The 16,669-nt window shown below is 73.9% G+C and carries 17 protein-coding genes; 6 read left to right on the top strand and 11 right to left on the bottom strand.

Going from position 1 to position 16,669, the window contains the following annotated elements; genetic code table 11:
- Nucleotides 1–36: 36 nt before the first annotated feature.
- From AB0J24_RS07180 to AB0J24_RS07170, 3 genes are all read right to left on the bottom strand, one after another.
- Nucleotides 37–825, bottom strand: coding sequence for a GPP34 family phosphoprotein (locus AB0J24_RS07180; RefSeq protein WP_358676761.1), 789 nt, complete (start codon nucleotides 823–825; stop codon nucleotides 37–39).
- Nucleotides 810–1,250, bottom strand: a complete 441-nt coding sequence (locus AB0J24_RS07175) for a hypothetical protein (protein WP_358676758.1) — start codon at nucleotides 1,248–1,250, stop codon at nucleotides 810–812. The genes AB0J24_RS07180 and AB0J24_RS07175 overlap by 16 nt, the downstream gene beginning before the upstream one ends.
- A 158-nt stretch (nucleotides 1,251–1,408) precedes the next feature.
- Entirely contained in the window at nucleotides 1,409–3,670 is a 2,262-nt protein-coding gene (locus AB0J24_RS07170) for a DPP IV N-terminal domain-containing protein (protein ID WP_358676755.1), read from the bottom strand.
- Nucleotides 3,671–3,823: 153 nt separating this feature from the next.
- Between AB0J24_RS07170 and AB0J24_RS07165 the strand changes: the two genes are divergently transcribed.
- Together AB0J24_RS07165 and AB0J24_RS07160 are read left to right on the top strand one after the other, a co-directional pair.
- A complete protein-coding gene (locus AB0J24_RS07165; RefSeq protein WP_358676753.1) occupies nucleotides 3,824–4,456 on the top strand; it encodes a TetR/AcrR family transcriptional regulator in 633 nt (210 codons plus the stop codon).
- A gap of 73 nt (nucleotides 4,457–4,529) precedes the next feature.
- Nucleotides 4,530–5,828 (top strand): NAD(P)/FAD-dependent oxidoreductase, encoded by a 1,299-nt coding sequence (locus AB0J24_RS07160; RefSeq protein ID WP_358676750.1) that lies wholly within the window; start codon nucleotides 4,530–4,532, stop codon nucleotides 5,826–5,828.
- 35 nt (nucleotides 5,829–5,863) lie between these two features.
- Here AB0J24_RS07160 and AB0J24_RS07155 read toward each other — a convergent pair whose 3' ends face one another.
- Nucleotides 5,864–6,439, bottom strand: coding sequence for a DinB family protein (locus tag AB0J24_RS07155; RefSeq protein ID WP_358676748.1), 576 nt, complete (start codon nucleotides 6,437–6,439; stop codon nucleotides 5,864–5,866).
- Between the two features lie 576 nt (nucleotides 6,440–7,015).
- Here AB0J24_RS07155 and AB0J24_RS07150 point away from each other — a divergent pair.
- The 4 genes from AB0J24_RS07150 to AB0J24_RS07135 all read left to right on the top strand — a co-directional run bounded on the left by AB0J24_RS07150 (nucleotide 7,016) and on the right by AB0J24_RS07135 (nucleotide 10,781).
- Complete coding sequence (locus tag AB0J24_RS07150) at nucleotides 7,016–8,380, top strand: MFS transporter (protein ID WP_358676746.1); 1,365 nt, start codon at nucleotides 7,016–7,018, stop codon at nucleotides 8,378–8,380.
- Nucleotides 8,381–8,619: 239 nt separating this feature from the next.
- The gene (locus AB0J24_RS07145; protein ID WP_358676744.1) at nucleotides 8,620–9,114 is read left to right on the top strand and encodes a flavin reductase family protein; all 495 of its coding nucleotides are present in this window, start codon (nucleotides 8,620–8,622) and stop codon (nucleotides 9,112–9,114) included.
- 80 nt (nucleotides 9,115–9,194) lie between these two features.
- Entirely contained in the window at nucleotides 9,195–10,220 is a 1,026-nt protein-coding gene (gene ribB, locus AB0J24_RS07140) for a 3,4-dihydroxy-2-butanone-4-phosphate synthase (RefSeq protein ID WP_358677369.1), read from the top strand.
- Nucleotides 10,221–10,277: 57 nt separating this feature from the next.
- Nucleotides 10,278–10,781: a MerR family transcriptional regulator gene (locus tag AB0J24_RS07135; RefSeq protein WP_358676741.1), complete on the top strand. Its 504-nt coding sequence runs from the start codon at nucleotides 10,278–10,280 to the stop codon at nucleotides 10,779–10,781.
- Nucleotides 10,782–10,790: 9 nt separating this feature from the next.
- Here AB0J24_RS07135 and AB0J24_RS07130 read toward each other — a convergent pair whose 3' ends face one another.
- The 7 genes from AB0J24_RS07130 to AB0J24_RS07100 form a co-directional block, all read right to left on the bottom strand.
- Nucleotides 10,791–11,480 (bottom strand): response regulator transcription factor, encoded by a 690-nt coding sequence (locus tag AB0J24_RS07130; protein WP_358676738.1) that lies wholly within the window; start codon nucleotides 11,478–11,480, stop codon nucleotides 10,791–10,793.
- Complete coding sequence (locus tag AB0J24_RS07125; RefSeq protein WP_358676735.1) at nucleotides 11,468–12,634, bottom strand: histidine kinase; 1,167 nt, start codon at nucleotides 12,632–12,634, stop codon at nucleotides 11,468–11,470. The genes AB0J24_RS07130 and AB0J24_RS07125 overlap by 13 nt, the downstream gene beginning before the upstream one ends.
- Nucleotides 12,635–12,729: 95 nt before the next feature.
- On the bottom strand, nucleotides 12,730–13,905 hold the full coding sequence (locus tag AB0J24_RS07120) for a DUF418 domain-containing protein (RefSeq protein WP_358676732.1): 1,176 nt from the start codon (nucleotides 13,903–13,905) through the stop codon (nucleotides 12,730–12,732).
- A 120-nt stretch (nucleotides 13,906–14,025) separates the two neighbouring features.
- Nucleotides 14,026–14,514 (bottom strand): hypothetical protein, encoded by a 489-nt coding sequence (locus tag AB0J24_RS07115; RefSeq protein WP_358676729.1) that lies wholly within the window; start codon nucleotides 14,512–14,514, stop codon nucleotides 14,026–14,028.
- The gene (locus AB0J24_RS07110) at nucleotides 14,514–15,557 is read right to left on the bottom strand and encodes a DHA2 family efflux MFS transporter permease subunit (protein WP_358676727.1); all 1,044 of its coding nucleotides are present in this window, start codon (nucleotides 15,555–15,557) and stop codon (nucleotides 14,514–14,516) included. Before AB0J24_RS07110 ends, AB0J24_RS07115 begins: the two co-directional genes overlap by 1 nt.
- An 82-nt stretch (nucleotides 15,558–15,639) precedes the next feature.
- Entirely contained in the window at nucleotides 15,640–15,939 is a 300-nt protein-coding gene (locus AB0J24_RS07105) for a GNAT family N-acetyltransferase (protein ID WP_358676724.1), read from the bottom strand.
- A 29-nt stretch (nucleotides 15,940–15,968) separates the two neighbouring features.
- The gene (locus tag AB0J24_RS07100) at nucleotides 15,969–16,646 is read right to left on the bottom strand and encodes a flavodoxin family protein (protein ID WP_358677366.1); all 678 of its coding nucleotides are present in this window, start codon (nucleotides 16,644–16,646) and stop codon (nucleotides 15,969–15,971) included.
- Nucleotides 16,647–16,669: the final 23 nt, after the last annotated feature.

Below are 16,669 nucleotides of genomic sequence, written 5' to 3'. Positions count from 1 at the left end.
CAAGCCGGGGGCCGTCCGGCCGCCCCGAGACCCTCGTCAGTGGGTGGCCGTGGTGACCACCACGGCTGCGCTCGCCGCGGCGATGGCGACCGCCGTGCGGGTCACCGCGTCACCCACCGCACCGGCACCCCAGTTGCCCTCCTCCAGCTCCTTGGCGCGCTGGATCACCGCGCCCGACCACTTCGGACGGGGGTGCAGCGACGGCAACGTCCCGCTCGCCGAGACCAGCGCGATGACGGCGGCGGTGTGCGGGTCGGGCTCGGCACCGCCCTCCAGCACGTCGACGACCCGCTGCCGCAGCGCGGTCTCGTGCTGTGATGCGGTCGAGGGCAGCCGGGTCGTCGGGATCAACCCGAGCACGCGCTTGCGCTCGCGTCGGATGAAGCCCCGTTCCAGGAGCCGCTCGATCAGCGGCTTCCACAGGTCGCCGAGCTCCCCCAGGAGGCTCTGCACGCGGCGCGGCCGCCGGGCGACGACATCATGGGCGTTCTGCAACAGGGGGTCCGGGAGGGGGTCCTCGCCGACCGCGACGATCATCGGTCCGCCGAGCCCGGCGCGGCTCTCGTCGGCCTCGACCCGGCCCAGCAGCGCGAGCTCGACCAGCATGCCGCCGCCCAGCACGTAGGGCAGGGTGCCCGCCCCGGCCGGGGTGCCCGACTCGTCGTCGAGCATCAGCAGCAGCGTGTCCTCGACGATCAGCGTGTCGTCCCGCATGTCCTCCGCCTCCTGGGGCCGCCCGATGCGGCCAGGAACCCAGTCGACACCATGCCGCAGCGGCACGGTCAACCCGCGCACCCCGATCGGGGTGGTCAGAGGCTCGTCCACATCGTCTCGGCGTCGAGCACCCGGTTGCGCCGCAGGGTGAGCACTCGTTCCACCGCGGCCAGTGCCCCGGCGACGAGCAGGGCGGTGTTCAGCCAGCCCGGCAGCGACACCGGCGAGGTGAAGGTGCCGACGAGCTCGGCGACCCGCGGCTGCGACGTCACGAGCTCCAGCGCGTGCGGCGCCGCCAGTACCAGGTTGACGGCGAGCACCAGCACCGCCGTCACCGCGATCGCCCGGCTCACCCCGGGCCGGCGTCCGGCCAGCCGGGCGCGCCGGTGCTCCAGGGTCCCGGGCACCGGGCCGAGCCGGCGCTCGGGCCCGGAGTCGGGGACCAGGTGTATCCGGGTCGTCCCGTACAGGCCGGCGTCGACGTCGATCCGTCCGCCCGGGACCGGGAGGCACCCCGGCAGGTCCGTGGTCGCCACCCGCCGTCCGTCCAGGTAGAGCCGGGCGTCCCAGCCGGCGGCGGTGTCGAACTCGACGGTCCAGGTCGCCGGACGGCCGTCCGGTCCGGGATGTTCGATCTCCTAGAGGAACCGGTGCAGGACCTCGTGGCGCCGCATCGGCCGCAGCCGTCCGCCGTTCACGGTGCAGCCGGCCCCAGCGAGCTGCCGGGCGGCAGCGGCATCGGCGCCAGCCGGTACGCGGGCGGCTCGGTCCCGTGCAGGTGCCGCACCAGGTAGTCCCAGATCCGGCGCTGGACGTGGTGCATCTTCAGCAACAGCGAGTGCTCGCCGCCGGGGACGATCAGCATGTCGACGTCGCGGTCCGCCTCGATCAGCGCGTTCACCAGCCGCAGCGTCTGGTAGGGGTGCACGTTGTCGTCGAGCTCGCCGTGGATCAGCAGCAGCTTGCCGGTCAACCCCGCCGCGATCGCCGGGGTGGAGATCGCCCGCCGGGCCTCGTCGTCCATCTCGCCGTGGTACTGCTCGGCCCACATCGGCAGGTAGAAGCCCGGATCGTGGTTGCCGGCCACGGACACCCCGACCGAGAAGAACTCCGGGTGCGCGAGCAGCGCCCGGGCGGTGGCGTACCCGCCGCCGGAGTGCCCGGTGATCCCGACCCGGCCGGTGTCCAGCCATGGGTACCGGTGCCCGAGCTCGCGGATCGCGGCGATGTGGTCGTCCAGCGCGCCGTCGCCGAGGTCGCCGTAGGAGTGGTCGTGGAACGCCTTGCTGCGCCCCGCGGTGCCGCGCCCGTCCAGGGCGACGACGGCGAACCCGAGCGCGGCGAGCGCCTCCGGCTCCCCGGAGTGCGGCGAGTCGAACCCCGGCCCGGCCCGGTACACCTGCGGCGCACCGTAGATGTGTTCGACGACCGGGTAGCGGCGCTCCGGGTCGAATCCGTGCGGACGCCACAGCAGGCCGTACACCGGGGTCCGCCCGTCCGCGGCGGTCGCCCGGAACCGCTCCGGCGGCGACCAGCCGAGCGCGGTCAGACCGTCGGTGCCGGGTTCCTCCAGCTCGACCAGGACCTGCCCGTCGCCGCCGAGCACCCGAGCGCGCGGCGCCCGGTCCACCGACGACGCCCGGTCCACCAGGTACCCGCCCTCCCGCGGACTGACCGCGTCGTGGTCGAGGTCGTCGTCGGTGAGCCGGGTGAACCCGGTGCCGTCCAGGCCGATCCGGCAGATCTGCCGGACGTAGGGGTCGTCGTCGACGAGCCCGGCGGCGACGAACCACACCTGCCTGCGTTCCTCGTCCACCCACAGCACCGAACGGACCGGCCACTGGCCGGTGGTCACCTGCGAGACCTGCGTGCCGTCGGCCGAGTACAGGTAGAGGTGCCCCCAGCCGTCGCGCTGGGACCACCAGAGGACCTCCCCCGAGTCCAGCACCCGCGCCATCGGCGTCTCGCCGAGCTGCGGGGTCGGGTCGACCCGGGTCGCACCGGTCTCCCGGACCAGGACGGCGGTCTCACCGGTCGCGGGATCGAGCCGGTGCAGCTCCAGCGCGCGTGCGTCGCGCGGCTGGCGCAGGAAATGCACGGCATCGCCCTTCTCGCCGGACCACCAGGCGTAGACGAGCGCCGTCGGGTGCACGACGACGGCAGGCTCGCTCTGCTGCCGGACGATCGTGCGCTGAGCCACGTCGATCACGTTCCAGGTCATCGTCGCCTGGGCCTCGTCACCGGGCATCGGGTAGCGGTAGCGATGCTCGACGGGGCGCCCGCCGCCCGGCGGGGACGACTCGACCAGCACCTGCTCGGGAAGGTCACGCTGGTCGAGTCGGTGCACGAGCAGCCGGGTGGAGTCCGGGGACCAGGTCAGCAGCCCGACCGGCCCCAGCCCGAACGACCGCAGCAGCGCCCGCGAGCTCAGCGGGTCGGGCAGGCTCCCGTAGTCGTGGCCCGGCTCGGCGTCGTCGGTGAGGGCGATCTCGTCGCCGCCGTCCCGGGGTCGTACGTACACGTTCCCGTCCCGGGTGAAGGCGACCCACCTCCCGTCCGGGGAGACGGTCTCACCGGGGGCCGGGGCGTCGTCGTCGACCCGGGTGCACGCACCGGCGCCGTCGGACCACTCCCAGCGTTCGCCGAACGCGGTGAACCGGACGACGTCGTCGTCCCGGCCGGGGAGGTCGAACTCGACCTGCTGCAGCGGCAGAGCGGCCGCTTCCACCGGGTGACCGGACGCGGTGGACAGCGCCGCAGCGAGCCGCTCGTGGTCGAACGCGGGGCGACGGGTGCCCTCGGCCGGGTCGACGAGCACGTGCCGGTCGGAGATCTGGTAGCGGAAGCGGGCCCCGCCGCGCTGCCACTGCGGCCGCACCGCCGGCACCTTCCGCGACCGGTAGGGCAGCAGCATCTGCTCGGCACGCGCGTAGTCGGACTCGGTGAGCCGGGTCATGGATGTCCTCCTCGCTGTGTTCCGTCGTCATGGGGTCACGCCGACGAGACACCCGGCCGCCACGGCACACTCAAGTCGCATGTGACGCGTACCACTCGACGTCCCGGCGTACGCTGCAGTCCGGTCGGGCGTCCGAGTTCGCTGGAGGTGCCGGTGGCACACGTCGCCGCGGTGGAGCGGGAGAAGCAGATCGTCGCAGCGGCGATCCGGGTGCTGAGCCGGGCCGGGGTCGCCGGGGCGACCACCCGTGCCGTCGCGGCCGAGGCAGGCATCCCGCTGGGCACGCTGCACTACGTGTTCCCGTCCAAGGACCGGATGCTGGAGGCCGTCGTCGCCGCGGCCACCGACGAGGTGCTGGAGACCGTACGGGTCGGGATGGAACCGGGCCGCGGGGTGGCCCACGCGCTGCGCCACGGCGTGAGCGTCTTCTGGGACAGACTGGTCGAGGGCCGCACAGGCCTGCAGATCATGCAGTTCGAGCTGGCGATGTACTCGGCGCGACGGGCCGGCACCGCGGGCGGGGACGGCCTGGCCCGCTCCCAGTTCCAGCGGTACACCGCACTGCTCGGTGAGCTGTGCGAGCGGGCCGCCCGCGAGGCCGGTGAGCGCTGCGCGGTCGACGCCGACACCCTGGGCCGACTCGTGCTCGCCGTGCTCGACGGACTGATCGTCCAGTACGTGGCCGAGCCCGACCCCGAGCGGGCCCGCCGGGACCTCGACCGCGCGATGACCATGCTGATCGGGTACGCCGATCCGCGTGCGGTCGGCGGGTCCGCCCCCTCCTGAACCCGGTTGCCGGGTCCCGGTCGCTACCGTAGGGTTGACTCGGTCGGTTGACCGACTCAACCCCGGGGGACTCATGCAGCACGTGGACGTGGTGGTGATCGGTGCCGGGCTGGCCGGTCTGGTGGCCGCGCGGGAACTGCACCGGCGGGGAGCCGACGTGCTCGTCCTGGAGGCGGCCGACCGGGCCGGTGGGCGTGCGCTGTCCGTGACGACCGAGCTCGGATCCCGGGTGGACCTCGGCGGCCAGTGGATCGGACACGACCACCACCGCGTCACCGCGCTGGCTGCCGAGTTCGGCGCGACCGCGTTCCGGATGCGGACCGGAGGCCTGCCCGCGGTGGTCGACCACGGCCGAACGCTCCCGGTGACCGCGCCACCGATGCTGGTCGCCGGGATCGCGCTCGCCGGGATCGAGCTGCTGAGCCGTGCCGGTGTCCCGCGGCGCGTCCACCATCACACCGTGCGGTCGATGCTGGAGCGGGTGCCTGGTCGTACCGCGCGCCGGCTGCTGGAGGTCGCGCTGTGCACCGCGTGGACCGCCGACCCGGACCGGTTCTCGGTCGGCGCGATGGCCCGGATGGTCCGCAGCCAGGGCGGGCTGCGGACCGCCCTGGGTACCCGCGGCGGCGCCCAGGACTCACTGCTCGTCGAGGGGATCGGCACGCTGGTCGACGGCCTGGCCGGCGAGCTCGGGCCGCGGGTACGGCTGGGCGAGCAGGTCGTGTCGGTCGCCGACGACGGGTCGGATGTCATCGTGCGGACCGCCGCCGGCGGCGAGGTACGGGCCGGGCAGGTCGTCGTCACCGCCCCACCGCCGACGGCCGCCCGGATCGCCCTCGACCCGCCGCTCCCGCCGCAGCGGGCCGCGCTGGGGACGGACATGTACATGGGCACGGTGCACAAGGCGATCGCGATCTACGAGCGCCCGTTCTGGCGGGACCACACGAGAGCCGAGCTCCTGGTCCTGGATCCGCCGGGCCGGGCGGTGTTCGACAGCGGACCGCCGGACGGGCCGGGGCACCTGTGCCTGCTCGTCGCCGGTCCCGAGGCGCGGACGATCGACGGGCTGGACCCGGCCGAGCGTCGCGAGCGGTTGCTCGGACCGCTCGCCCCGCAGCTCGGTCCGCAGGTGCGCGAGCCCGCGGACTGGCACGAGAAGTCCTGGCACCTCGACGAGCACGCGGGCGGCGGGTATCTCGCGCACCCGTTGCCCGGCACCACCGACGGATACCCACCCGTCCCGTCCGCACCGGTGGGGAACGTGCACTGGGCGGGCAGCGAGACCTCCACCGAGCATCCCGGCTATCTCGAAGGGGCGATCGCGTCCGGCCTGCGGGTGGCGGACGAGTTGCGCGATCCGCTCCCTGACTGAGCCGCCGGGCCCGGTGTCCGGGCGGCCGGAGGTTCTCACCCCCTGTGCGCCCGAGCGGCCGCCTCGGCCCGCTGGTACAGCTCGGCCGACCTCGCCCCGGGGGCGAGGTTGTCGTTCTCCATCCGGTGCCCGACCGCGCCGTCGAGGGTCTCGCGCAGGACGTCGGCGTGCCCGGCGTGCCGGTGCGTCTCGGCCACCAGGTGCACCAGCACCCGGTGCAGGGTGACCGTGGCCCGCTCGGCGGGCCAGTGCGGGACGGTCCCCTCCGCGTCCAGCCCGAGCGCGGCGACGGTTGCGTCGGAGTGCGCCCACGCTCTGCGGTAGAGGTCGACCACCTCGGCGCGCGACTCGTCGGCTGTCGCGAAGAGGTCGGTCACCGGCTCCGACCAGACCTGCTCCATCCAGGCCGGTGCATCCGGGAACGGACGGCCGAACGTGCTCCCCAGGTACCCGGTCTCGACCAGCGCCAGATGCTTCACCAGCCCCAGCAGGTTGGTCCCGGTCGGGACGAGCGGGCGCCGCACGTCGTACTCGCCGAGCCCGCCGAGCTTCCACAACATCACCTCGCGCCCGGTCTGCAGGTAGCCGCGCAACGTCTCCTTCTCGTCCACCCCCCGGACCCTGCCGGATGATCGCCGTCGTGGTGCACCGGGCCGCGGAGTCCGCGGTCCCGCGTACCGCCGCGGCGATCACCGCTCCGCCGCGGACAACCGGGGCCCGCCCCCCGGTTCGACCAGGCCGGCCCGGCTCGGGCGGCAGGTGTGTGCGGCTCAGAATCGCTCACCCGGTGAGCGAGTCGCCCGCCCGCGTCCACCTCACCGCGCGCGACCTGCCGACATCACCGCCCATCCCGGCGCCGGCTGCCCGGGTGCCCCGGGTTCGTGAACCGCTCACCACGTGAGCAGTTGTTCAGGCCGAGGGTCCGGTGACCGGGCAGCTCGGTGCGGTGGCGAAGCTGTGGATGGGCTACCTCGACGAGTCGGGCCGCGAGTCCCGGCGACGGCCTGGTGGCGACGGCCGTGCGGGTGCCGGCGCTCCTGTTCCGGGCGGAGCTGATCGCTCTGCTGACGGTGCTCGGTGGCTACGTCACGTTCCGATCACCGGTCCGGAACCGGTGACGGATTCGTCCCGGTCCGGCAGGCTGTGCCAGGACCACGACGATGTGGCCACCGGTACCGGAGGGCTCGATGACGAGCGGACGCCCGCGCGACGACTTTCTGCCGACCGACCACGACCGGCAGGGGGTGCAGGCGTCCAACGCCGGCCGGTTCCTGCTGCTGCTGTTCGCCGCGAACACCTTCAACTTCTACGACCGGGCCATTCCGGCGATCGTCGCCGAACCGATCCGGCTCGAATTCGGCCTGTCCGACCTGCAGATCGGCCTGCTGGCGGCGGCGTTCACCGTCGTCTACGCGCTGTTCGGGCTGCCGCTGGGCAGGCTGGCCGACAACCGGTCCCGGGCACGGATCATGGGCTGGGGCATCGTCGCCTGGAGCCTGCTCACCGCGGCCAGCGGCGCCGCCTGGAACTACGTGTCGCTGCTGCTGATGCGGGTCGGGGTGGGCATCGGCGAGGCGAGCTACGCCCCTGCCGCCAACTCGACGATCGCGGACCTCTACCCGGCCGGCAGACGCGCCCGCGCCTTCGGGCTGTTCCAGCTGGGCCTGCCGGTGGGGCTGATCCTCGCCTACTTCTCGGTCGGTGCGATCACCGAGGCGTTCGGCTCGTGGCGGGCCCCGTTCGTACTGGCGGCGATCCCCGGCCTGCTGATCGCGGTCGGCTTCTTCCTGGTCCGCGAGCCGCGCCGGGGCGCATCGGAGACCGTCGCCCCGCCGGCCACCGCGGAGAAGGTCGACCGGCCGTTCCGGCGGATCCTCGCCGTACCGACGATGTGGTGCCTGATCATCGCCGGGATCGGTGCCAACCTGGCGTCCTACTCCGTCAACACCTTCACGGTGCCGCTGTTCCAACGCTACTTCGGCGTGTCGCTGACCACCGCCGCCATGCTGACCGGGGTGGTCGTCGGGATCACCGGGCTGGTCGGACTGCTGGCCGGCGGCTGGGTGTCCGACCGGGCGGCCGGGCGGTCCACCGGCGCCCGGGTCATGGTCGGCGCCGTGGCGACCCTGCTGTCGGTGCCGCTCACCTGGGCCGCCCTGACCCTCGGCCCGGACGCGACCGGGGCGTTCGTGCTGCTGTTCGGCCTCGGCTGGCTGCTGCAGTACCTCTACTACACCTCGGCCTACCCGGCGGTCGCCGACGTCGTCGCTCCTCGGCTGCGATCCACCGCGACGGCCGTCTTCTTCGCCGCCTTCTACCTGCTGGGCGGCGCGGTCGGCCCGGTCATCGCGGGCGCACTGTCGGACTCGTTCGCCGCGGCCGCGCTCGCCGCCGGGGCCGGGGAGGCCGAGGCCGCCGCGACCGGGTTGCGCCAGGCGCTCGCCGTCATCGTCCCGATCTCGATGGCGGTCACCGCGGTCGGCCTGTTCCTGGCGGCGTCGCGGGTGGGCCGGGACAACGCCGCGATGAAGGCCGCCACGGCCGCCGGTTGACGACGGCCGTCGCCGGCCACGGCCCCGGCTCCCGATCATTCCCGACCCCGGGAGTCAAGCCTCCTGTCACAGTGCTTCCGGGAGACTCGTCACAGCGGAGACGCTTCGTAGGAGCAGGTCACCAGGCGTTGAATGGTCCCGGACCGTACGTTTTCAGAACAGTTGCAGCGCTGGTCTCCGGACTAGCGTTCGGTTATGGGGCGTAGGCAATGCCGCTTGCGTCGGAGGGAGAGGCAGCGATGTCCGTGATCGAGCCGGTGACCGCCGGCAATCAGCTCCGCCAGGCCTTCGGTTGTTTCCCGTCGGGTGTGACGGCGGTGTGCGCCGAGGTCGACGGCGTCCCGGTCGGGCTGGCCGCGAGCTCCTTCACCTCGGTGTCCATGGAGCCACCGCTGGTGTCGGTGTGCATGCAGCACAGCTCGACGACCTGGCCGAAGCTGCGCGGGCTCCCGCGCCTCGGGCTGAGCGTTCTCGCCGAGGGGCAGGACGACGCCTGTGCACGGCTGGCCAGCAAGACCGGTGACCGGTTCGCCGGCACCGGCGTCACGGTCGCTCCCGACGGGGCGCTGTTCATCGACGGCGCGACGCTCTGGCTGGACTGCACCGTCCACGCCGAGGTCCCCAGCGGCGACCACGACATCGTCCTGCTGAACGTGCACGGCATCCGGGCCGATCCGGCGACCCCTCCCCTGGTCTTCCACGGCAGCCGGTACCGGCGCCTGGCCGCGATCTGACACCGGAGCCCACCGTGAAGCCGCTCGACAGCGTCCCCTCCCCTGCCGCCCCGCAGGACGCCGATCCGGCCGGGGCCCGCATGCGTGCCGCCCTGGCGGCGATCGCCGCAGGTGAGCCGGTCGTGGTGGTCGACGACGCCGACCGGGAGGACGAGGGCGACCTGATCTTCGCGGCCGCCCTCGCCACCCCGCCGCTGGTCGCCTTCACGGTGCGGCACACCTCCGGGTTCGTCTGCGTCGCCCTTCCCGACGGCGAGTGCGACCGGCTCGACCTCCCCCCGATGCACCATCGCGACGGCGACCGGTTCAGCACCGCCTACCGGGTCACCGTCGACCTGGCAGGCACCGGGACCGGGATCTCCGCGGTCTCGCGGGCCGCGACGATCGCCGCCCTCGCCGCGCCGTCGTCGGTCCCGCGTGACTTCGTCCGTCCCGGGCACGTCGTGCCGCTGCGGGCCCGCCCCGGGGGTGTGCTGACCAGGCCGGGGCACACCGAGTCCGCCGTCGACCTGGCCCGGCTCGCCGGGCTGCCGCCCGCCGGAGCGCTCTGCGAGATCGTCTCGACCGAACGCCCCGGCACGATGGCCCGCGGCGCGGAGCTCGGCCGCTTCGCCGCCGAGCACGGCCTGGTGCTGGTGTCGGTGGACGACATCATCCGGTACCGGCTGCGCACCGAGGCCCAGGTCGAGCGGGTCGTCACCACCGCGCTGCCGACCGAGCACGGTTACTTCCGGGCCGTCGGCTACCGGGGCACCGACGGCGCCGAGCACGTCGCGCTGGTGGCCGGGGAGCTCGAGGACGTCACCGCGGACACCCCCGTGCACGTGCACGTCGAGTGCCTCAGCGGCGACGTGCTGCGGGCGAGTTCCTGCGAGTGCGGTCACTCGCTCACCGCGGCGATGGCCCGGTTCGCCGCCGAGGGCCGCGGGATCGTCACCTACCTGCGCCCGGTGGGCGGCGTGCGGGCCTGCGGGCTGCAGTCCGACCCGGCGGTCACCGGCCGCGACGGCCGGCTCCCGATCGTCGCCGAGTGGATCCTCGCCGACCTGCGGTCGCGGCCCGGGCTCCCCGCCACCACGGGACCGGTGCGCCGGCTCGCCGGCTGACCCTCCCGGGCGGAACCTCTTGACCCTGCCGTTACGGCACGGTGTCGGGTGGTGCCCATGTCCTGGAGCACTCGTGAGGTCGCCGAGCTGGCGGGCATCACCCTGCGGACGGTGCGGCACTACCACCACGTCGGGTTGCTCGCCGAGCCCGAGCGTGGCCCCAACGGCTACAAGCAGTACGGCATCCCCCATCTGATCCGGTTGCTGCGGATCAGGCGGATGGTCGACCGCGGCTTCTCGCTGGCCCGGATCGCCGAGCTGGGTGACGACGACCACCATCCGCAGCAGGCGCTGCGGCACCTCGACTCCGAGCTCGCCGCCACCGTGGAGCAGCTGCAGCGGGTCCGGACGGAGCTGAGCCTGCTCCTGCAGCGCGGTGCGCCGGCCGGGCCGGCGGACGCCGAGCTGTCCGAGGCGGACCGCTCGGTGGTCGGCACCATCTCCCGGGTGCTGGGCCCGCGCGGCCGACGGTTCGCCGACGAGAGCACCGCGCTGCGGGAGCTCCGTGCGGGCCACGACGACGTCGCCGACCGGGTCCAGCGGTTGCTGGACCCGGCGTGAACCCGCGGTTCAGGCGGGTGGGGAGATCCCCGCGTCGTGCACGAGCAGCGCCACCTGCACCCGGTTGTTGAGATCCAGCTTGGTCAGGATCGCGGAGACGTGCGTCTTGACCGTGGCGACGCTGATGTGGTGCCGCGCGGCAATCTCGGCGTTGGACCGCCCGGCGCCCAGCTCCAGCGCGACGGCGCGCTCCCGGTCCGCGAGCAGCCCGAGCCGGTGCCGGGCGGCGTTCCGCGTGCTGTCCTGTGTGGACCCGGCGACGTGGTCGATGAGCCGCCGGGTCACCTCGGGGGAGAGCACGGGGCGGCCCTGTGCGGCGTGCCGGACGGCGAGCACCAGCTCGTCCGGCGGGGTGTCCTTGAGCAGGAACCCGGCGGCACCGGCCCGCAGCGCGCGCAGCACGTGCTCGTCGGCGTCGAAGGTGGTGAGCACGACGACCTGCGGCGCCCCCGGCCTGCGGCGCAACGCCTCGGTCGCGGTGAGCCCGTCGGTGCCCGGCATCCGGATGTCCATCAGCACCACGTGCGGCGCGTGCCGCCCGGCGAGCTCGATCGCCTCGGCACCGTCCCCCGCCTCGGCGACCACCCGCAGGTCGGGCGCACCGCGAAGCATCATGGTGAGTCCGAAGCGGACCACCGGGTCGTCGTCGACGACGAGTACGTCGACGGTCGGGCCGGGCGTGTCGGTCACGCCGGCCACGGTAGCCGCATCCGGACCCGCCAGCCGCCCGACGCGGTCGGGCCGTGGTCGAGCTCGCCGCCGACGAGCGTCGCCCGTTCGGCGAGGCCGCGCAGACCTTCCCCCGCCCCGGCCGGCACCGGCCGTGCAGCCCCCGGCGGTGCGGCGTTCTCCACCTCGGCCTCGAGCCGGACCCCGGGTTCACCCGTGATGCGCACGACGACCGCGGCACCGGGGGCGTGCTTGCGGGCGTTGGTCAGGCCCTCCTGGACGAACCGGTAGAGGGTGCGGCCCGCGGTCGCCGGGACCGGTCGCCCTCCGCTCGTCACCCCGTGCCCGTCGTGCAGCTCGACCGGCGTCCCGGCGCGGACCGTCTCCCCGATCAGCTCGCCGATGTCACCCGCGTCCGGCAGCGGGACCTCACCGACCGGGGCCCGCAGCACACCGATGACCTCACGTAGGTCCTGCAGTGCGCGGTGGGCGTTCTCCCGGATCACGTCCGCCGCCCGGGCCGTCTCCTCCGGTGAGGCGTCCCGGTGGAACGCGAGCGCGCCCGCGTGCACGCTGAGCAGCGACAGGCGGTGCCCCAGGACGTCGTGCATCTCCCGGGCGAGCGTCTCGCGGGCCGCGTGCTGGGCGCGCTCGGAACGCAGCGCGGCCTCGACCTCCGCGGCGGCGGCCCGCTCCCGCAGCGAGTCGATGAGCTCGCGCCTGCTGCGGACCAGCAGGCCCCAGCCCACCACCGCGGCGTGCGCGGTGGCCAGCAGCAGGGCCAGCACCCACGGCGACACCGTCGGCTCCGGGCGCAGCACGAAGTACACGCCCATCGCCAGCAGGCTCGCCACGGCCGTCGCCGCCGCCGTCCGGGCCGAGCAGCGGCTCGCCACGGTGAACACCGCGACCAGGACCGCGACCGACGCCACCTCGGAGAACATGCAGGACACGATCAACCCGGCGGCGACGTGCAGCGGGTACCGCCGCCGCCACCACAGACCGAGACAGCCGAGCACCCCGATCGCGACGTCCGCGTAGAGCAGCGCCGGTGGCACCGCTCCCGGGCCCGCCAGCCGGTTGCCCACGGAGTACAGCCCGCCCGCGGCCGAGAGCGCGATCAGCGCGAGGTCGGTGGCCCGCCGCCGCCAGGCTGCGCGCCGCCCGTCCGGGTCCGGTTGCATGACGCCGAGCCTAGGCACGCGCCGCGCTACGTTCATGGTCCACGTCCTGGGAGTGTGCGTGCCTGCTCCGTGCATCTGAACTCCCAGGACGCGGATCATGAACCCGATGCCAGGGGGGTGCGGGGGGAGAGCGCAGGCCGGTAGGTGAGGTACCGCAGGAGTGCCTCGGCCGGCCCGCGCCGACCGGCCCGCCCCAGGAGGTCGGCGACGACGACGGTGACCACCCAGGTCGCGACGGCGATCGCGGCGGCCTCGGCAGCCCCGAGCCTGCCGCCGAGGCCGAGCAGTGACGGCTCGGTCATGACCAGCCACACCGGCGACTGGGCGATGTAGAAGGTCATCGACCGGCGGCCGCACGCCACCAGCGCGGTCGTCACCCGACCGCGCCGGCTCCCGATCCGGGCGGCGACGAGGGTGAAGGCCGCCATGTACGCGAGGCCGCCCGCGATGCCGGTCGCGGCGAACACCGCGGTCGCGGCGACACCCGTCGCGGTGCTGCCCGGGCTCCACAGACCGACCGCCTGGAGCGCGACCGGCTGTGCCCCCAGCACGGCGACCGGGAACCCGATCAGCGCGACGCGGCGCAGCAGCGGTGCCCGGTCCGGGTCCTCCAGCAGTCGCCTCCGGCCTGCCCACACCCCGAGCAGCACCGACGGTGCGACCGCGAGCGCGGCGATCGGCAGCGTCGGCAGCGCCATGGCACGCAACGCCGCGCTGTCGAGCAGCGTGGGTCCGACCGGCAGCGGTGCGTCGGGACCGACCCCCACCTGGAGGAGGGCGACGGCGGCCACACCGACCACGAGGCCGACCGCGGTGACCATCCACAGCCGACGGCCGGGCCAGGTCACCGCCCCGGCGAACATCACGGCGAACGCACCGTAGGCACCGATGACGTCCCCGCTGTAGAGCAGCACGAGGTGCGCGACGCCGAACACGACCAGCCAGGCGCCACGCCGTCGGATCAACCGCCGGGCGTGCACCGGGTCGGTGCCCGGGCCGGTGAGACGACGGGTCATCTGCACCAGCCCGTAACCGAACAGCAGCCCGAACAGCGGTGCGGCCCGCCCGTCCACGAACGACGTCAGCAGCCATTGCACCGCGACGTCGAGGCCGCTGCCACCGGCCGGGCTGTGCAGCAGGTTCCCCCCGGGGTGCAGCATCCGGGAGTGGGCCAGCGCGATCAGCAGCAGCATCAGCCCCCGCGCGAGGTCCGGGGCGAGCAGTCGTTCCGAGTTCGGTGTCGGCGCGGCCCCGCCGCGGGATGGTGACATGGGCGTCACGGTAGGAGCGACGACCAGTGCTCCGGATCGGCCGGGCGGCCCACGTCCTCCGACCGAAGTCGGACCCGGTGCGCACCGTCGGACGGAGTCCGCCGGGGGGCTCCGGCCCGGTCAGCCGGCAGGCCCGCCGCGGTCGCCCTGGTCGGGGCGCAGCGCGGCGACCGGCGGGGCGGGGTGGATCTGCGGGCCGGTGATCGCACACTGCGCGTAGGAGTCGGGCCGGATGCGGGTGTCCGTTTCCGTCCGGCCCGGCCCCGCGGTGGGACGTCGGACGAACACCACCGCCAGGACGGCCGCGAGCACCATCAGGGCGGCGCTGATCAGCATCGCCGTCCGGAAGCCGGCACCGAACGCGACCGGATCGGTGTAGTCCTCCCCGGTGATCCCGGCGGCGACCGGGATCACGGCGACCGCCAGCAGACCGGCCGCCCGCGCGACCGCGTTGTTGACCCCGGACGCGACGCCCGCGTGCCGGTCCGACGCCGAGTCCAGCACCGTCGACGTCAGCGGCGCCACCACCAGGGTCAACCCGCAGCCGAACACGACCACCGGCACCGCCACGTCCACGCCGAAGGACGCGCCCGGCCCGATCCGGGCCATCAGCAGCAGACCGACGGCGGCGAGCAGGGTTCCCCCGCGATCGGGATCCGCGGCCCGATGCGCTGGCCGAGCCGCCCGGCACCGGCCGAGAAGACGAGCATCAGCAGGGTCACCGGTAGCAGCGCCGCGCCGGCCTGCAACGGGGAGAACCCGACGACCACCTGGAGATGCAGCACCAGGAGCACGAACAGTCCTCCGAGCGCGGCGTAGACCATCAGGGTCACCGCGTTCGCCGCGCTGAACTGCGGGTTCCGGAACAGGGCCATCGGGACGAGCGGATGGGTCGAACGTCGCTCGACCAGCACGAACCCGGCCAGGGCCAGCACACCGGCCACGCCGACCGTGGTCACCACCGCGTCCACGCCCTGTTCACCGGCCGAGGTCAGCGCCCAGGTCAGCCCGGCCAGTCCGGTCACGGCCAGCACCGTGCCGGCGACGTCGAGGCGCGGCGCGGCCTGCGGGTCGCGGGACTCCGGCACGTGCCGTGCGGCCACGACGACGATGACCACGGCGACCGGCAGGTTCACCAGGAACACCGCCCGCCAGCTCCACTCGACGAGCCAGCCACCGAGGAACGGGCCCACCGCGCCCGCGATGCCGCCGAGGCCGGACCACGCGCCGACCGCCGCGGCCCGGTCCGTTCCGCGGAACGAGGCCGAGATGATCGCGAGGCTGCCGGGGGTCAGCAGCGCCCCGCCGACACCCTGCAGCGCCCGCGCCGCGATCAGCATCTCGATGTTCTGCGCGACCCCGCACAGCAGCGACGCCACCGCGAACCAGACGACCCCGACCACGAACACCCGGCGCCGCCCGAACCGGTCCCCCAGCGAACCGCCGAGCAGGATCAGCGACGCCAGCGTGAGCGTGTAGGCGTTGACCGTCCACTGCAGACCGGAGAAGCCGGTGTCGAACTCGGCGCCGATCCGGCCCAGCGCGACGTTCACCACGGTGGCGTCGAGCATCGCCAGACCGGACCCGAGCACGGTGGTGAACAGCACCCAGCGCCCGCGCGAGGTCCCCATCCGCAGGTCGGACCCGCTCAACTCGATCTCCTCCTCGGCCGTCGCACGCCGGACACACGGTGGCACCGGTGGCCCGCCACCGCGACCGGGAACCCGGCCGTGGTCAGTCGGTGACCCTGCTCGCCGCCCGGTACTCCAGCCCGGCGAACTCCGGGTGGCGGGCCAGCCAGCCGGCGATGAACGGGCAGACGGCGAGCACCCGGAGCCCGTCGGCCTCGACCGATGCGATCCCTTCGCGGGCGAGCGCCGAGCCCACCCCCTTCCCCTCGAAGGCGGGATCGACCTCGGTGTGCACGAAGGCCACCAACTCCGATGTACGTGTGTACTGGGCGAAGCCGGCCAGCGTCTCGCCCTCGTGGGCCTCGAATCGACTTGCGGAACGGTTGTCGGTCACGACGATCATGTGACCTCCTCTCTGGGTCGTCCGCCGGGTCAGCGGTACTCGGGGTTGGCGGCGTCCGGATGGGTCCCGGCGTCCCACGCGGTGCGCTGGTGGCCGTATGCGGGGAAACCCCCGGCGGCCCGGATCATCGACGCGGTGTGCAGCAGGTTGTACGTCATGAACGCGAGGTTGCGGTTGGTGAAGTCGTTCTCCGGCCCGCCGGACCCCTCGTCGAGGTAGGACGGGCCGGGGCCCACCTCGCCCAGCCATCCCGCGTCGGCCTGCGGCGGGATGGTGAACCCGATGTGCTGCAGGCTGTAGAGGATGCTCATCGAGCAGTGCTTGAGGCCGTCCTCGTTGCCGGTGAGCAGGCATCCGCCTACGCGCCCGTAGTAGGCGTACTGGCCGTGCTCGTTGAGAACGCCCGAGTAGCCGTAGAGCCGCTCGATCACCCGGCGGGTCACCGAGCTGTTGTCACCGAGCCAGATCGGCCCGCCGATCACCAGGATGTCGGCGGCGAGGACGCGGACCAGCAGCGCGGGCCACTCGTCGCGGTCCCAGCCGAACTCGGTCATGTCCGGGCGGACGCCGGTGGCGATGTCGTGGTCGACGGCACGGATCTGGTCCACCGAGACGCCGTTCGCCTCCATGATCGCCACGCTGCGGTCGGTCACGCCCTGGGTGTGGCTGCGGTCCGGCGAACGGTTGAGGGTGCAGTTGATGTACATCGCGCGCAGCCCGGTGAAGTCGG

It is taken from the genome of Pseudonocardia sp. NPDC049635 (genome assembly GCF_040659795.1).
In the GTDB taxonomy this organism is placed as follows: Bacteria; Actinomycetota; Actinomycetes; order Mycobacteriales; family Pseudonocardiaceae; genus Pseudonocardia.
This window is presented reverse-complemented; position numbering and strand designations above follow the sequence as displayed.

Bases quoted from the DNA above. Each gene is read 5' to 3' on its own strand.
- AB0J24_RS07170 (WP_358676755.1), bottom strand. From the start codon at position 3,670: ATGACCCGGCTCACCGAGTCCGACTACGCGCGTGCCGAGCAGATGCTG.
- AB0J24_RS07160 (WP_358676750.1), top strand. From the start codon at position 4,530: ATGCAGCACGTGGACGTGGTGGTGATCGGTGCCGGGCTGGCCGGTCTG.
- AB0J24_RS07150 (WP_358676746.1), top strand. From the start codon at position 7,016: ATGACGAGCGGACGCCCGCGCGACGACTTTCTGCCGACCGACCACGAC.
- AB0J24_RS07145 (WP_358676744.1), top strand. From the start codon at position 8,620: ATGTCCGTGATCGAGCCGGTGACCGCCGGCAATCAGCTCCGCCAGGCC.
- ribB (WP_358677369.1), top strand. From the start codon at position 9,195: ATGCGTGCCGCCCTGGCGGCGATCGCCGCAGGTGAGCCGGTCGTGGTG.
- AB0J24_RS07135 (WP_358676741.1), top strand. From the start codon at position 10,278: ATGTCCTGGAGCACTCGTGAGGTCGCCGAGCTGGCGGGCATCACCCTG.
- AB0J24_RS07125 (WP_358676735.1), bottom strand. From the start codon at position 12,634: ATGCAACCGGACCCGGACGGGCGGCGCGCAGCCTGGCGGCGGCGGGCC.
- AB0J24_RS07120 (WP_358676732.1), bottom strand. From the start codon at position 13,905: ATGTCACCATCCCGCGGCGGGGCCGCGCCGACACCGAACTCGGAACGA.
- AB0J24_RS07115 (WP_358676729.1), bottom strand. From the start codon at position 14,514: ATGGCCCGGATCGGGCCGGGCGCGTCCTTCGGCGTGGACGTGGCGGTG.
- AB0J24_RS07105 (WP_358676724.1), bottom strand. From the start codon at position 15,939: ATGATCGTCGTGACCGACAACCGTTCCGCAAGTCGATTCGAGGCCCAC.
- AB0J24_RS07100 (WP_358677366.1), bottom strand. From the start codon at position 16,646: ATGTACATCAACTGCACCCTCAACCGTTCGCCGGACCGCAGCCACACC.